This is a genomic window from Halomonas sp. MMH1-48 (assembly GCF_022348105.1).
Classification (GTDB): Bacteria; Pseudomonadota; Gammaproteobacteria; order Pseudomonadales; family Halomonadaceae; genus Vreelandella; species Vreelandella piezotolerans.
On the sequence record NZ_JAKRFL010000013.1, the window covers coordinates 77,395 to 92,199 of the forward strand.

Below are 14,805 nucleotides of genomic sequence, written 5' to 3' on the forward strand. Positions count from 1 at the left end.
CACTAAAACACATAGACAAAGATGAAGAGGCCAACCCACACCACATCGACGAAGTGCCAATACCAGCAGGATGCTTCGAAGCCAAAGTGGTGGTCATTAGCAAAATGCCCTTTGATGATCCTAATTAGCATGCTGGCCAAGATGAGCGTACCAATGATTACGTGAAGGCCATGAAACCCGGTCAAAATGAAGAAAGTAGCGCCAAAAATCCCCGCCTCCAGGGTAATCCCATAGTGATGGTAGGCCTCGTAATACTCGACCCCTTGAATGACGATGAAGCAGAGACCTAGCAATACTGTCCCTGCTAACCAATTACGACACGTTTGTCGCTCACCCAGCTTGAGCGCCTCATGCGCAACGGTCAGCGTGATACTGGACGTAACGAGTATCAGCGTATTGACTAGAGGAAGCTGCCAGGGACTAAGCACACTGGTAGGCCCTGACACGGAGGTATCAGGTGGGTTGAGAAGTGGCCATTGGGGTACGAAATCAGGCCAGAGCAAGGCCGAAACACCCTTGGCGCCTTCTCCTCCTAGCCAGGGCAACGTGAACGTTCTGATATAGAACAAAGCGCCAAAAAAGGCGGCGAAAAACATGACTTCTGAGAAGATGAACCAGCCCATGCCCCATCGAAATGACCGGTCCATTTGCGCATCGTAGAGACCGCCCATCGACTCATGGATCACATCCCGAAACCATAGCCCCATGACGCTGACGACCCCTACTAACCCAATGACAAGCAGAGGCGCTCCCGTGTCGTATACCAATTGGATGCCGATCCCTAACATCAAGGCACCCAGGGCCAATGAACCTAAAATGGGCCACCGACTGGTAGCAGGAACGTAGTAGCTGCCGCTGCTCATGTGTTATCCCCCGCCAAGTGATTATTATAGGCCGTTTGCAGCGGCGTCCGCTGTACCGGATAAAGGGTGTATACCAACGTGATCGTATTGATCTCTTCGGGTAAGTCTTTCGCTAACTGAAATACCAGAGGAATCGTGAGTCGCTCCTCTCCCTGCAACTGCTGCTCTTGAAAACAGAAACAGCTGACCTTGCGTAAATGCGTCGTGGCACTGGAGGGAGACACACTAGGCACCGCCCGCCCCCAGCTTTCTATGGCACTGTTGTTGGTGAAAGTAAAATCTACCTCTGCCGTTTGCCCGGGATGAACGCGCATTTGCCGCGTTGCGACACTCATTTGCCAGGGTAAGCCTGCACTGCCGCGGGTAATGAATTGAACCATGACGAAACGCGTCTGATCGACCTCCTCATGAACAATGGCCTGAGCAGTCGTATCGACCTTGCCATTCAATCCCGTCACTTTGCAGAACACGTCGTAAAGGGGCACTAACGCAAAGGCAAAAGCGAACATCCCAAGCAGGGCGGCAACGCTGCGAATGACCGTCTTATTCACACCGTCTCTTTGAGCTCGATCTATGCCCATGTTAATCCCCTCGATCTAATGCAGCGCTCACCGCTTATTCGTGGGTTTGAGCACGGTGAAAGACAGGTGGCGTTTCAAATGTATGCAGCGGAGCAGGACTTGGCACGCTCCATTCTAGATCCACCGCGCCCTCCCAAGCTTTCGCGGGTGCTTTTTGCCCTCCTCGAACGCACAGCACGATAACCAAGACGAACAGTAGCTGAGAGGCCCCAAAGAAAAACGCTCCGATGCTCGATAGCAAGTTGAAATCTGCAAACTGCAAGGCGTAATCGGGAATACGTCTGGGCATACCGGCCAAACCGGCAAAGTGCATGGGGAAAAACGTCAGGTTGACGCCAATGATGGAGCACCAGAAATGGCATTGCGCCAACCGCTCATTGGGATAGTGGCCCGTCCATTTTGGCAACCAGTAATAAACGCCTGCCATGATGGCAAAAATAGCGCCAGGCACGAGGACGTAATGAAAATGGGCAACCACAAAATAGGTGTCGTGGTACTGAAAATCCGCTGGCGCAATGGCCAGCATCAGTCCTGAAAAACCGCCAATGGTAAACAGGACGACGAATGCCAGCGCAAACAGCATAGGTGGTTCAAAACTGATCGAGCCACGAAACAACGTGGTCACCCAGTTAAACACCTTGACCCCAGTAGGCACGGCAATGAGCATCGTGGAGTACATGAAAAACAGCTCAGCGGTCAGCGGTAGACCTACGATGAACATATGATGCGCCCATACTAAAAAAGATAGCAGGGCGATGGCTGCGGTGGCGTACACCATCGAGGCATACCCAAACAGTGGTTTACGCGCAAACGTTGGAATGATGGCCGACACGATACCAAACGCTGGTAATATCATGATGTAGACTTCGGGGTGTCCGAAGAACCAGAACAAATGTTGAAATAGTACGGGGTCTCCTCCGCCCGCGGCATCGAAGAAACTGGTACCGAAATTGATGTCCATCAACATCATGGTAATGACCCCTGCCAACACCGGCATCACCGCAATTAGCAGAAAAGCGGTTATCAGCCATGTCCAAACGAACAGCGGCATGTCCATCATGCGCATGCCAGGGGCTCGCATATTGAGAATCGTCGCGATGATGTTGATCGCACCTAAAATCGAACTAATCCCCGCGATATGCAGCGATAGAATAAAAAACGTCGTGGACGCAGGCGCATAAGTCGTCGATAAGGGAGCATAAAACGTCCAACCGAAATTAGGGCCACCGCCTGGCATCAATAACGTGGAAAGCAGCAGCGCAAAGGCAACGGGCAAGAGCCAAAAGCTGAAGTTATTGAGCCGTGGAAGCGCCATGTCGGGCGCGCCAATTTGTAGCGGTATCATCCAGTTGGCCAATCCGGTAAAAGCGGGCATCACGGCTGCAAACACCATGATCAAACCGTGCATGGTGGTCATTTGATTGAAAAACTCAGGCTCTACCAGCTGCAATCCCGGTTGAAACAGCTCGGCTCTCACCACCAGCGCAAAAATGCCACCCACGAAAAACATCGTCAGCGAGAAAATCAGATAAAGCGACCCAATCTCTTTATGATTGGTAGTCAGCAACCACCTTAATAGGCCTTTCGGCGGAGTATGATGCGCATGGCCTTCATGCGACTGACCACCCGCGACGGCCGTTGAACTGTGTTGCAGGGGGTTGTGTGGAGGAAGTTTCGGCGCCATGAGTCTCTCCGCGTACTTTATCGTTGTATTGGAAGATGGTGTTTAACGCTTCACTTATTGCGCAATACGTTCGGCCACTGTCGCAGGCTGAACAGCATCCCCCGTATCATTTCCCCAAGCATTCCGCGTGAACGTGACTACAGCGGCTATCTCTACTGGATTGAGCGTACTTCGAAAAGCGGGCATGGCCGCCCCCGACACACCGTTAATGACTCGGTCTAAATGCCAGTCCTGGTCGTCGATCAGCTGATCGTTGCCCGCCAGCGCCGGGAAGGCAGGAGGCGCCCCTTGACCTTCACTTTGATGGCAAGAGGAACATATCGATTGATAAACGGTTTCGCCACGTACCATCAACTCATCGAGTGCCCATTCACGATCGATACCCATGGCTTCCTGCTCGGCTGCCGCTTTACGCTCTTCGAGCCACGTCTCGTACTCCGCTTCCTCCATGGCATGAACCACGATGGGCATGAAGCCATGATTCACCCCACATAGCTCGGCACACTGGCCGCGGTATATGCCAGGCTCGTTGATCTGCACCCAGTTTTCGTTGATAAAGCCTGGGATCGTATCCTGTTTGACGGCCAGCGCCGGCACCCACCAGGAGTGGATGACATCATCGGATGTCATCAAAAAGCGGACTTTACGATTGATAGGAAGCACGAGAGGCTCGTCTACATCAAGCAGGTAATGCTCGTCTCGCTCGGCCTCTCCACGGATTTGCTCGCGACTGGTACTAAGGTTGGAGGTGAATGCAATATCTTCACCTAAATATTCGTAGCGCCAGCGCCACTGCTGCCCCGTAATCATGATATCCAGGTCGGCTTCGGAAGCATCATACATGTTCTTCAGTGTCGCCGTTGCTGGCACTGCCATACCCACCAATATCAAAATCGGGATGGCCGTCCATAGCACTTCTACGGAGGTATGTTCATGAAAACTTGCCGCTTTGGCGCCCTTGGCATGGCGATAGCGAAACAAGGAGTAAAACATCACACCGAAAACGATCACGCCAATCACCACACACACCCAAAAAATGGTCATGTGAAGGCCAAAAATATCGCGGCTAATATCGGTGACACCGACCGGCATGTTCCAGCTGCTGGCCTGGGCCTGGGAGATACTTGCGACACTGGTCATGGTGAGAAGCCATCGCCACGGTAGGTGCATAGCAGCCTCCTTTTTATTGTTGTTCTCGCCATCCCGTTTATTAGGTCAGGATGAAGTGATGTCTTGTGAGTATAGAAAACAAATGGCATTCGTCACGCACTGCAAGCGTGATGTTTCTCAACGATTCACCCCGCGGCAAACATTGCTATGCTCGCTAGCACCAGAACGAACAACAACGTGACGACGATCGCCGTGAAAATGAACGCAGCAGGCTTGCCATTCGAAAAATCGTGCTGCCGTTGACGGTCATTCTGAACGCCGATCAGCGCTGCCAGCACCGACTTGATGACTGACCACATAGCTACTCCCTCATTGCTCAGGCATGTCACATTGCGTTCGGCCGCTGTGTTAGAGCACCCGCCTACCGTTGATGATAGGCAATTTTGAGCATCTTGCTGCGGCTCGAAATTCAAGCAGCCACGCATGATCAGTCATAACAGCAGCACTTTGCTATGAATAAGCTTGCGGCAAAACCTGGGTCCATTCACACTTGTCGAACATTTGTCGCTACCGCAATGGACTGTCAATGGAGTCTTCTATGCCCAAGCATCGTGGCGTCGCACAGCGCGTCTGCATCGTCATGCTTTCCTCTCTCTTGCTCACTGGATGCACGACTTACACATGGCCAGACGGCTCTCAGGAAACCGTATTGGGCGTCGTCGCTGAAGATGAGAATCGCCGGTACGAAGAGCCTCGTGCTGACGGCGTTCGCTATCGTAAACCGGGAGAACTCCCTAACGCAGACAGTGACGATAACGACTGAATCTGCCTAGCCCCTCATTCGTGCCGTCGTTTGGTAGACGCCGTGGCTTGAGCCGTTAGCGGATCTTCTGGCCACGGGTGTTTGGGATAGCGACCCCGCATCTCTTTGCGTACCTCAGGGTAACCATTGATCCAAAAGCTCTTTAAATCTTGAGTCACTTGAAGCGGGCGCCGCGCAGGCGACAGCAAATGAAGTATTATCGATACACGCCCATCGACGACGGTAGGCGTTGATTGCCAACCAAAAGCCTCTTGTAGCTTCAATGCCAATACTGGCGCCTGCTCCACTTGGCACGGCGCGTAATCCACGTTGATGGCGCGACCGCTCGGCGCCGTGATCACGCTTGGCACCAAGCGCTCCAATTGCTGCTGTTGCTCCCACGCCAGTGTATTCATGAGGCAGCTATGAAATGGCAACCTTTCGACCTGCGCCATGCGCGTCAACCCCGCGACATAGGGCGCCAGCCACGTCTCCAACGTCCCCATTAGCACCGCCTCCGACCAATCGGGCCACTGCTCCGGCCATAGTCGTGAGAGCAACGCCATTCGCCCCTGCAATTGGCGAACGTCCTCCGTTATCACTAGCTGCGGGCGTTGCTTGAGCGCCTCTAGGAGCGCTTTTTCCATCGCCTCTGCCGACAGCTGGGGCAACGGACGAACGGCTAACACCAGCTCGCCGTGCCGCTGTACGGCCTCGCCGACCAGCTTACCCTGCTCCTCCGACCAGCCCACGCATTCTTCCCAACGTCCGGTATCAGGATAGAGCTGGACCAAAGTGGTTATCGTGATGGGTTCTGCGACGTAAATGCGGGCTTCACTGGTTGCACTCTCGATCGCTACCGCCACTAGCCAGTCGTGTTGGGCAAATGGATGACGCTCAGGCAGCGTTGCCGTTTTGCCATTCGCCAGTTTGAAGCGCCCAATGCCGATGCGCTGGGCGACACGGTCTGGGTATGCCAAACACAGCAGAGCGCTGAGCGCCCCTAGATCAACGACACGAGGCATGGAGACGTCCATCGACCTCGCTAGGCGCTGGGTCTGCTGATGCCATTGCGAAAAAGCAGAAGGCTTTTGCAATCGCTGGGTCAGCGCATCACGCAGCGATCCTTGCACCCGCTCTCGACCCTCCATCAATGCTGCCAGTGCACAGGCCAGAGGTATCGCCTGCAAAGCTTTCGCCCCCACTAGCATGGCGGCTAAACGCGGCTCCAAGGCTAGCGCCGCACTCTGCCGACCGAGCTGCGTCAATCCCCCGCCTGGCGCTCGTAAGCGAAGCTGATCCAGAAGCGCCTGAGCCGATCTCAGCGCCCCCTCAGGAGGCGATGTGACCCACGACAAAGCTCTGGGTTCATGGACACCCCATAGGGCGGTTTCTAGCACGAGGTTGGATAAATCGGCCTGAAGTATCTCCGGTTCCGCATAGCCCACCAGGGGCTGTTCCGCAGCCCAAAGCCGATAGCAGACGCCCGGCTGCTGGCGACCGGCACGCCCACGACGCTGATCGGCACTCGCCTTGTTGACACGACGGGTGGTTAGTTTGGTCAGCCCCGTACTAGGATTGAACAGAGGCACCCGCTCGAATCCTGCATCGATCACGACGTTGACACCGTCGATCGTCACACTGGACTCGGCAATCGCGGTCGAGACGATCACCCGCCGACGCTCTGCACGTGGCCGCATGGCCGCCTGCTGTAACTCCAAAGGCAACCTTCCATGCAGCGGGTGCACCTCGACATCCAGAGGGCTCTCTTCCACGGCGTCAACGAGTTGAGCGATGTCGGCTACGCCGGGTAAGATTATCAGAACGTCTTGGCTCTCTGGACGTATCAGGGCCTCATGAAGCACTCGCAGCGCGGTGTCGCTCAGCGAAGCTTCCCCCAACGGCGGTCGATAGTGGGTCTCGACGGGGAAGGCTCGCCCCTCGCTTTCGATGACCGCTATATCACTCCCTAACACTCGCTTGAGCGCTGTCACATCCAAGGTGGCCGACATTACCAATAGACGCAGGTCGTCACGCACGCTCTCTTGCACATCGAGCGCCAGAGCGAGGCCTAAATCTGCCTCAAGGCTTCGCTCGTGAAACTCGTCAAAAATGATTCCCGCTACGCCCTCTAATAACGGGTCATCCTGCAGCATACGAATAAGCACGCCCTGCGTGACCACCTCCAGCCGGGTTTTACGGCCAGTTTGGCTGTCGCCCCGCATCCGATACCCAACGGTCTCACCCACTTGCTCATTGAGCTGGGCCGCCATGAAGGTGGCGGCGAGTTTGGCGGCAACCCGACGCGGCTCCAGCAGTAGCAGTTTCTGCCCCTGCGCCCACGCACACGACAGCAGCGTTAGCGGTACGCGCGTGGTTTTACCGGCTCCTGGCTGCGCTACGAGTATCAGACGGTTTTGGCTCGCCAGCACGGAACGAATTTGATTCAGATGCTGCTCAATAGGAAGCGATGTACTCATGGGTCATTGGGTCAGCGCGTCAGAGGGTGCAATACCGCACCCCTTGAGAATGACGTGCTCCAAGAATTGGCAAATGGACAACAGATCCGCCTCGCCAAGGGATTCCTCGCCAAGAATACCGGATACCTGAGCACTGTATTCCGTGTAGTGCTGGGTGGCTGACCAAATCAAAAAAATCAGCCAGCGTGGGTCCACATCATCCATCTTGCCCTGCCGCGACCACGCGCGCATGATGGCGGCACGGGAAGCGACCCACGCTTTGAGCTCACCGGAGAGGTACTCCTTCAAAAACGGTGCCCCCGCCAGAATTTCCGCTGCGAACAGTTTTGACCCCTCTGGATAGCGCTGCCCCAGCGCCATTTTGGTGCGTATGAAGTCGCGGAGTACTTGGGCAGGATCGCTGTCTTCATGGATATCTTCTAGCACCGCGTTCCATCGCGTCATCATTCGGTTCAATAGACGTACATAGAGTGCTTGCTTGCTCCCCATGTAATAGAGAACGTTAGCTTTGGGCAGCCCGGCAAGATCGGCAATCGCTTGAAGACTCGCCCCCCGATAACCATGCTGCGAAAACACCTGTTCAGCCGCGCTCAAGATGGTCTGTTCGATACGTTCTCTGCTGGCGTTTTCTGGATTCGCGGTATCGACCGACATTCAGTAGGCTCCTTATGATCGCTCGCTAGCGAACGGGTCAGCGGTACTGGGCAGCACGCCACATTACCGTGCACTTTCAGTAAAATGCACTTTAAAAGTGCGTGACACATCGTGTTTAACAAAGTCTTGCAAGGTGCGCCGTTTTGTCCCAAGCTCAACGATATTGACCAATCGGTCAGAACAATCATAACGGAGTTTGGCATGGCGACAATTGAGTTTTTGCTCAATGGCACCCCGACCCAGTGTCAGGTGCCCCCTGACACCAGCATTCTAACGTTGTTGCGCGATCATTTGGGCATGACGGGTACGAAAGAGGGTTGCGCTTCGGGAGACTGCGGCGCCTGCACCGTGGCGATGAAAGGCCCTACAGCCTCTGAGTTTGCCAGTCTCAATTCCTGTATTACACCTGCCCATCAATTACAGGGTCAGCACCTAGTGACGGTAGAAGGCTTATCGGTCAATGGACAGCTTCACCCGGCGCAACGCGCGATGGTCGAGTGCCATGGAAGTCAATGTGGCTTCTGTACGCCTGGTATTGTCATGTCACTCTTCACACTTCACGCCCAACAACACCAGCGACCGGCGCCTTTAAGTCCGGAGCGACTGGAAGCCTCGTTGGGGGGCAACCTATGTCGCTGCACCGGTTATCGCCCTATTCGGGATGCTGCCCTCAGCATGTCGTCCTACGAGTGGCAGACGCCGCAGTGGTTCGACGCCACTCAGCCATGTCCGTCAGCACTGACGCCCACCTGCCTGGAAGAGACCGTCTCCCGCTTCTTTGCGCAGCCCACCACGCTTAAAGAGCTGACCGCTCTTCGCCGCCGTTATCCCTCGGCGCGCTTGGTCGCAGGCGCTACCGATCTATGGCTCGAAAACACTCAGCGACTTGCTACGCTGAATCAATTAATCGATGTCACACGCGTCGAATCGCTTCACCACATCGAGGAAGCCACACTGGCAGAGCAGCCCGGTTGGTGGATAGGCGCAGGCGTTACCTATTCCCAGTTAGAGCCGCTATTCGAAGCGCACTTCCCGGCGTTTGCTCATCTGCTACAGCGACTTGGTTCTCAACAGGTGCGCAATCGAGGCACGCTAGGCGGCAATATCGCCAATGCCTCGCCCATTGGCGATACACCACCGGTGCTGTTAGCGCTGAACGCCTCGATAGAGCTTGTCCATCAGGGCGGTCGCCGCCTACTCCCTCTGAGCGATTTCTTCTTGGACTATAAAAAAACGGCGCTCGCTGACGATGAAATCATTAGCCGAATATTCCTCCCTCGCTTGGCCGAAGGTTGCGACCTGAAAGTGTGGAAACTCTCTAAACGCCGTGAGGACGATATTTCGGCCGTGTTAGGCGCCTTTCACTATCGCCTGAGTGACGGTGTTTTGAGCGATGTGCGCGTCGCCTTTGGCGGCATGGCTGCCGTACCCAAGCGCGCCTTGCAAGCAGAAGCCGCTTTGACGAACACCCCCGTATCGCAAGAGTCCTTCCAAGCTGCTCAGCAAGCACTCGCCGATGACTTTCAGCCGATGAGCGACGTACGCGGCGGTCGACACTATCGACAGCAAGCCGCTGCTAACCTCATGGAGCGGCTTTATCTCTCGCTCTCGGCACCGACACAGGAGGTGATGCTCGATGCGTACGCTCACTAAGCTCGATGGCGATAGTCGCCGTGCTCGTCGCGAATTACGCGATCACATCCAGGGCTCTGGTCCACTGGCCCGCCATACGGTCGACAGTCACGGGCAGCGGCAAGCCGGTGCCTCCAGCTTTCACGAGAGTGCCGAAAAACATGTGACCGGCAAAGCGACCTACATTGACGATCTCAAGACGCCCCAGGATGCGCTCCATATAGCGCTGGGACTATCGCCCATCGCTCACGGCAAGCTCGTATCGTTGGAGCTGGACGCTGTACGTCAGGCGCCTGGCGTGGTCGATGTGATTACCTTTCACGATGTTCCTGGCCATACCGACATTGGCCCCGTGTTTCCCGGCGACCCGATTTTCGTTGATCACGACATCAGCTATGCCGGACAGTGTCTTTTTGCCGTAGCGGCGACGTCTCATCAGGCCGCTCGTCAAGCAGTCACATTGGCCTCGATGCAGTTCGATGAGCAGCCAGCCAGTCTCGATCCAGTCGCCTCCTCCGAACGGCAAGAGGTCGTTCGCCCTACCCACGTACAAGAATGTGGGGACTGGGAAGCAACACTAGAAGGTGCCGAGCAGGTGGTCGACGGCGACCTGTTCATCGGAGGACAGGAGCACTTTTATCTCGAGGGCCAGGCCTGTGTGGTGATCCCCACCGAGGACGAAGGCGTCATGGTGCATACCTCGAACCAGCACCCCAGCGAAACGCAAAAGCTGGTTGCCGAGGTGCTAGGTATCCCTTTCCATGCAGTGACGGTGGAGGTACGCCGCATGGGCGGCGGGTTTGGGGGCAAAGAGACGCAAGCATCGCCCTGGGCATGCATCGCTGCGATCATTGCGCGCCGTACGGGCAGAGCTACGCGGCTGCGTCTACCACGAAGTGTCGATATGCGAATCACGGGCAAGCGCCATCCTTTTCATAATCGATACCGATTGGCGATCGACGCTCGCGGCGTGATTCAAGGTGGCGATATCACCGTCATCGGCGACTGCGGCTACTCACCTGACCTCTCGGACGCTATCGTGGATCGTGCCATGTTCCACGCGGACAACGCTTACTCACTGGGTGATGCCCGCGTTACCGGCCACCGTGCCAAAACCCACACGGCGTCCAATACCGCCTTCCGTGGCTTTGGTGGTCCACAGGGCATGATGATCATTGAAGCGGCGATGGATGACATTGCCCGTCACGTCGGCGAAGACCCGCTCACCATTCGTAAGCGCAATTTCTATCGCGAGGGTCGAGACACAACGCATTACGGTCAGCAGGTGGATCAAAAGCAACTGCTGCATACGCTCGTCGATACGCTGGAAGCCAGTAGCGATTACTGGTCGCGACGCCAACAGGTACGTGACTTCAACGCGACAAGCCCCGTCATCAAAAAAGGGCTAGCGCTGACGCCGGTTAAATTCGGGATTTCATTCACCGCTCAGCACCTCAATCAGGCGGGTGCTCTGCTCCATGTTTATACCGACGGCAGCATCATGATCAACCATGGCGGTACGGAAATGGGCCAGGGGCTGCACACGAAAATTTGCCAGGTGGTTGCCCGTGAACTAGGACTGGATCTAGACAGCGTCCGCATCAGCGCAACGCGCACTGACAAAGTCCCCAACACGTCGCCCACCGCCGCCTCTAGCGGTGCCGATCTCAACGGCATGGCGGCCAGAGATGCCGCCGGTAAACTTCGTGAGCGGCTGTTCGATTTTGCCGCTGGACATTTCGAGGAGGGGCTAGATCGCGAGGGCATGCGACTGGAAAATGGCATGCTGGTCGCAGGCAGCGGAGAGAGCGAACGGCGCATCCCGTGGGGAGAGCTCATCCAAACGGCATATTTGAACCGCGTCTCGCTGTCGGAAAAAGGCTTCTATGCAACCCCTTTGATTCACTACAACCGAGCGACGGGGCAAGGTCGTCCCTTCTACTACTATGCCTTTGGAGCAGCGGTCGCCGAAGTGAGTGTCGACACTCTAAGCGGTGAATATCTCGTCGACCGAGTGGACATCCTCCACGATGTCGGCAACTCACTCAACCCAGCCATCGATATCGGCCAAATCGAAGGAGGCTTCATTCAGGGAATGGGCTGGTTGACCAGCGAAGAGCTCAAATGGAGCGATAAAGGTGTGCTGATGAGCGACGGACCGGCGACCTATAAAATCCCTACTTACGGTGACCTACCCCGCGTCTTCAATGTCGAGCTCATGGAGGGGCACCCTAACTCCATGGCAAGCCTATACCGCTCCAAAGCCGTGGGCGAACCCCCTTTCATGCTGGGTATTTGCGTGTGGTCGGCGCTAAGAGACGCACTGTCGAGCCTGACGGACTATCGTACATCCCCTCATTTAGACACCCCCGCCACGCCGGAAAGAGTCATGTTTGCAGCCCATGCGATTAGGAAAAAAGCGTTATGACCACGCCCCCTGACACTTGGCATGCTGCGCTTCATCGTTTACAGCAAAGCGGTACGCCGCATGTCCTCGCGACCCAAGTGACGTGTGCAGGTTCGACCCCCCGCGAGCCGGGAGCTCGCATGGTGATTACCGATGATGCTCTTTTCGACACGCTGGGGGGTGGCACCTTCGAGTGGCAAACCATTAGCGCTGCCAGAGGTTTACTGCGACAAGGAGACGCTGGGTTTCATCTCGAGGCCTTTTCCCTAGGCGGTCGCAGCGGTCAGTGCTGCGGTGGCTTCGTCAACGTGCTACTCGAGGTATTCCCAGGCGCTTCCCCACGCCTCGCGCTATTTGGCGCTGGTCATGTCGGCCATGAAATCGTCAAACTGAGCGCCCCTCTTCCTTGGCATATCGATTGGTACGATAGCCGCAGCGACAGTTTCCGCAACTGCGCAGACGAACAGCCGCGATTGAGCTGTCATCTATTGCAAAACGTGACTTCTTGCATCATGGCCCTCCCTGCCGCATGCCACGCTCTTGTGATGACTCACAGCCACGATGAAGATTACGCCCTGATTGCAGCACTACTCAAACGCCCGGACATAACCACCATTGGGCTAATCGGTTCAGACAGTAAATGGGTAAGCTTTCAACGACGCTTATCGCGTGATGGCTTTCAACCCAACGAGATTCAGCGCGTACGCTGCCCTATTGGCGCGATCCACGGCAACAAACTTAGCAACAAAACGCCCTATGCGATTGCCATGACCGTCGTCACCGAGCTTTTATCACTAACTGACAAACCCATTGATCGACAAACACGCGGGCTTGAGCCCGCTGTTCTGCGCTCTCTATTTAACGATACGGCGACATCCTCGAGCTAATATGACTTCTACCGATACGTTGATTCGTGCAGAGCTGGTGAGCTTTGCTCGTGACCCAGGGGACGATGACCTGCCGACACCTGGCAGCCTCGAGCATTACAACGATGGTGTCCTGTGGCTTCGAGAGGGCCATATCCAGGCGATTGGCCACTACGCCGATCTCGTCGATCAACTTCCGCTGCACAGCCAGATCCTCGACTATCGCGGCAAATTGATCCTGCCCGGTTTTATCGACACCCACGTACACTATGTTCAGCTCGATATCATGGCGTCGTATGGCCGCCAGCTTTTGGACTGGCTGAATGACTATACCTTTCCTGAGGAGTGCCGCTTTGCCAACCATGCCCATGCACAAGCGCTGTCCAATGCCTTTCTAGACGAGATGCTAAGAGCCGGCACGACGACGGCTCAAGTGTTCGGTTCTAGCCATCCAGGATCGGTCGATGCCTTCTTTAGTGCTTGCCAGAAGCGCCAGTTACGCATGCTCGTTGGAAAAGTCTTGATGGATCGCAATGCACCCGACGCATTAATGGACGGTGCAACGGGCATTGCCGATACGGAGCGTTTGATCGAGGATTGGCACGGCCAACAGCGGCTAGGCTACAGCGTAACGCCTCGCTTTGCGCCCACGTCGACGAAGACTCAAATGGATGCGGCGGGTGCCCTGCTACGCAACGACCCATCGCTATGGCTGCAAACACACCTTGCCGAAAATAGCGGCGAACTCGACTGGGTGGCCGAACTTTTCCCAGGCAGTCGAGATTACCTAGCGGTGTACGAGGACGCTGGCCTCGTAGGCCCTCGCAGCACCTTTGCTCACGGTATTCATCTCGACAACGGCATGCGTCAACGTCTAGCCGAGCGAGGCGCCAACATTGCGTTCTGCCCAAGCTCTAATCTATTTCTGGGTAGCGGACTTTTCGATCGAGACGCTGCAAAAGAAACAGGTATGTCCTTTACCTACGCCAGCGACATTGGTGCCGGTACCGATCTTTCGGGTTTCGGAACGTTGAAAAGCGCTTACCAGGTGGGCCAACTTCGCGGCCAGCCACTGACGGCATGGCAAGGTTTTTACGGCTTGACCCACGGTAACGCCAAAGCGCTGTCACTGGATCATCACATTGGACAACTTGCCCCCTCCTACGAAGCCGATTTCGTCGTCATCGACCCACATGCCACGTCGCTTCTTGAGCGCCGCATTCAGCACTGCACCACGCTGGGCGAGCGCCTCTTCGCCCTCATGATGCTGGCCGATGATCGCGCCATCTATGAAACCTGGGCAGGCGGCGTTTGCCAGCATCGCCGGGATTGATTGCGAAATTGACGCTCGCTAGACAAGCCGCTTCTCATCAGCGGCTTTTGTCACTTCCACGGCAGCGCAGACCGGTTATGGCCCAAACGGCAAAAAGCCCCGCACACGGTGTGTACGGGGCTTCTCGAGCGCGCAACAAAAAACCCAGCCGTTTGGCTGGGTTCTTTGCGATATAAGTGCCTGACGATGACCCGGGCGGCGCTCCGCTACTCTTCAGGGGGAGACCCCTAAAAAGCAAAACCCCGACCAGATGGCCGGGGTTTCTTAATAAGTGCCTGACGATGACCTACTCTCGCATGGGGAGACCCCACACTACCATCGGCGCTAAGCGGTTTCACTTCTGAGTTCGGCATGGGATCAGGTGGTTCACGCGTGCTATGGTCGTCAGGCGTA

12 protein-coding genes and 1 rRNA gene are annotated in these 14,805 nt (G+C 55.9%); 5 read left to right on the forward strand and 8 right to left on the reverse strand.

Features of this window, described 5'->3' with window-relative positions; all coding sequences use genetic code 11:
• Positions 1 to 2: 2 nt before the first annotated feature.
• From MHM37_RS12470 to MHM37_RS12490, 5 genes are all read right to left on the reverse strand, one after another.
• Entirely contained in the window at positions 3 to 863 is an 861-nt protein-coding gene (locus MHM37_RS12470; RefSeq protein ID WP_139528536.1) for a cytochrome c oxidase subunit 3, read from the reverse strand.
• Entirely contained in the window at positions 860 to 1,444 is a 585-nt protein-coding gene (locus MHM37_RS12475; protein ID WP_153844011.1) for a cytochrome c oxidase assembly protein, read from the reverse strand. Before MHM37_RS12475 ends, MHM37_RS12470 begins: the two co-directional genes overlap by 4 nt.
• Positions 1,445 to 1,478: 34 nt before the next feature.
• Positions 1,479 to 3,128: a cytochrome c oxidase subunit I gene (ctaD, locus tag MHM37_RS12480; protein WP_239296886.1), complete on the reverse strand. Its 1,650-nt coding sequence runs from the start codon at positions 3,126 to 3,128 to the stop codon at positions 1,479 to 1,481.
• A 54-nt stretch (positions 3,129 to 3,182) separates the two neighbouring features.
• On the reverse strand, positions 3,183 to 4,298 hold the full coding sequence (coxB, locus tag MHM37_RS12485) for a cytochrome c oxidase subunit II (protein WP_153844010.1): 1,116 nt from the start codon (positions 4,296 to 4,298) through the stop codon (positions 3,183 to 3,185).
• A gap of 125 nt (positions 4,299 to 4,423) precedes the next feature.
• On the reverse strand, positions 4,424 to 4,597 hold the full coding sequence (locus MHM37_RS12490; RefSeq protein ID WP_139528539.1) for a DUF2970 domain-containing protein: 174 nt from the start codon (positions 4,595 to 4,597) through the stop codon (positions 4,424 to 4,426).
• Between the two features lie 239 nt (positions 4,598 to 4,836).
• Here MHM37_RS12490 and MHM37_RS12495 point away from each other — a divergent pair, with 239 nt between their 5' ends.
• Positions 4,837 to 5,061 (forward strand): hypothetical protein, encoded by a 225-nt coding sequence (locus tag MHM37_RS12495; protein ID WP_139528540.1) that lies wholly within the window; start codon positions 4,837 to 4,839, stop codon positions 5,059 to 5,061.
• A gap of 14 nt (positions 5,062 to 5,075) precedes the next feature.
• On the opposite strand, the gene hrpB is transcribed toward MHM37_RS12495, so the two are convergent.
• Both hrpB and MHM37_RS12505 read right to left on the reverse strand, forming a co-directional pair.
• A complete protein-coding gene (gene hrpB, locus MHM37_RS12500) occupies positions 5,076 to 7,520 on the reverse strand; it encodes an ATP-dependent helicase HrpB (protein ID WP_139528541.1) in 2,445 nt (814 codons plus the stop codon).
• 3 nt (positions 7,521 to 7,523) lie between these two features.
• Complete coding sequence (locus tag MHM37_RS12505) at positions 7,524 to 8,174, reverse strand: TetR family transcriptional regulator C-terminal domain-containing protein (protein WP_139528542.1); 651 nt, start codon at positions 8,172 to 8,174, stop codon at positions 7,524 to 7,526.
• Positions 8,175 to 8,375: 201 nt separating this feature from the next.
• Between MHM37_RS12505 and xdhA the strand changes: the two genes are divergently transcribed.
• The 4 genes from xdhA to guaD are packed head-to-tail and all read left to right on the forward strand — an operon-like array spanning position 8,376 to position 14,412.
• Positions 8,376 to 9,827, forward strand: a complete 1,452-nt coding sequence (gene xdhA / locus MHM37_RS12510; RefSeq protein WP_153844009.1) for a xanthine dehydrogenase small subunit — start codon at positions 8,376 to 8,378, stop codon at positions 9,825 to 9,827.
• Positions 9,811 to 12,234, forward strand: a complete 2,424-nt coding sequence (gene xdhB / locus MHM37_RS12515; protein ID WP_239296885.1) for a xanthine dehydrogenase molybdopterin binding subunit — start codon at positions 9,811 to 9,813, stop codon at positions 12,232 to 12,234. Before xdhA ends, xdhB begins: the two co-directional genes overlap by 17 nt.
• Positions 12,231 to 13,100, forward strand: a complete 870-nt coding sequence (gene xdhC / locus MHM37_RS12520) for a xanthine dehydrogenase accessory protein XdhC (RefSeq protein WP_153844008.1) — start codon at positions 12,231 to 12,233, stop codon at positions 13,098 to 13,100. The genes xdhB and xdhC overlap by 4 nt, the downstream gene beginning before the upstream one ends.
• 1 nt (position 13,101) lies before the next feature.
• A complete protein-coding gene (guaD, locus tag MHM37_RS12525) occupies positions 13,102 to 14,412 on the forward strand; it encodes a guanine deaminase (RefSeq protein WP_239296883.1) in 1,311 nt (436 codons plus the stop codon).
• Between the two features lie 273 nt (positions 14,413 to 14,685).
• Here the strand turns inward: guaD and rrf are convergent.
• A 5S ribosomal RNA gene (rrf, locus tag MHM37_RS12530) occupies positions 14,686 to 14,801 on the reverse strand.
• Positions 14,802 to 14,805: the final 4 nt, after the last annotated feature.

Excerpts from the sequence above, each read along its gene's own strand:
- MHM37_RS12470 (WP_139528536.1), bottom strand. The coding sequence starts at position 863 with ATGAGCAGCGGCAGCTACTACGTTCCTGCTACCAGTCGGTGGCCCATT.
- MHM37_RS12475 (WP_153844011.1), bottom strand. The coding sequence starts at position 1,444 with ATGGGCATAGATCGAGCTCAAAGAGACGGTGTGAATAAGACGGTCATT.
- ctaD (WP_239296886.1), bottom strand. The coding sequence starts at position 3,128 with ATGGCGCCGAAACTTCCTCCACACAACCCCCTGCAACACAGTTCAACG.
- coxB (WP_153844010.1), bottom strand. The coding sequence starts at position 4,298 with ATGCACCTACCGTGGCGATGGCTTCTCACCATGACCAGTGTCGCAAGT.
- MHM37_RS12490 (WP_139528539.1), bottom strand. The coding sequence starts at position 4,597 with ATGTGGTCAGTCATCAAGTCGGTGCTGGCAGCGCTGATCGGCGTTCAG.
- MHM37_RS12495 (WP_139528540.1), top strand. The coding sequence starts at position 4,837 with ATGCCCAAGCATCGTGGCGTCGCACAGCGCGTCTGCATCGTCATGCTT.
- hrpB (WP_139528541.1), bottom strand. The coding sequence starts at position 7,520 with ATGAGTACATCGCTTCCTATTGAGCAGCATCTGAATCAAATTCGTTCC.
- MHM37_RS12505 (WP_139528542.1), bottom strand. The coding sequence starts at position 8,174 with ATGTCGGTCGATACCGCGAATCCAGAAAACGCCAGCAGAGAACGTATC.
- xdhA (WP_153844009.1), top strand. The coding sequence starts at position 8,376 with ATGGCGACAATTGAGTTTTTGCTCAATGGCACCCCGACCCAGTGTCAG.
- xdhB (WP_239296885.1), top strand. The coding sequence starts at position 9,811 with ATGCGTACGCTCACTAAGCTCGATGGCGATAGTCGCCGTGCTCGTCGC.
- xdhC (WP_153844008.1), top strand. The coding sequence starts at position 12,231 with ATGACCACGCCCCCTGACACTTGGCATGCTGCGCTTCATCGTTTACAG.
- guaD (WP_239296883.1), top strand. The coding sequence starts at position 13,102 with ATGACTTCTACCGATACGTTGATTCGTGCAGAGCTGGTGAGCTTTGCT.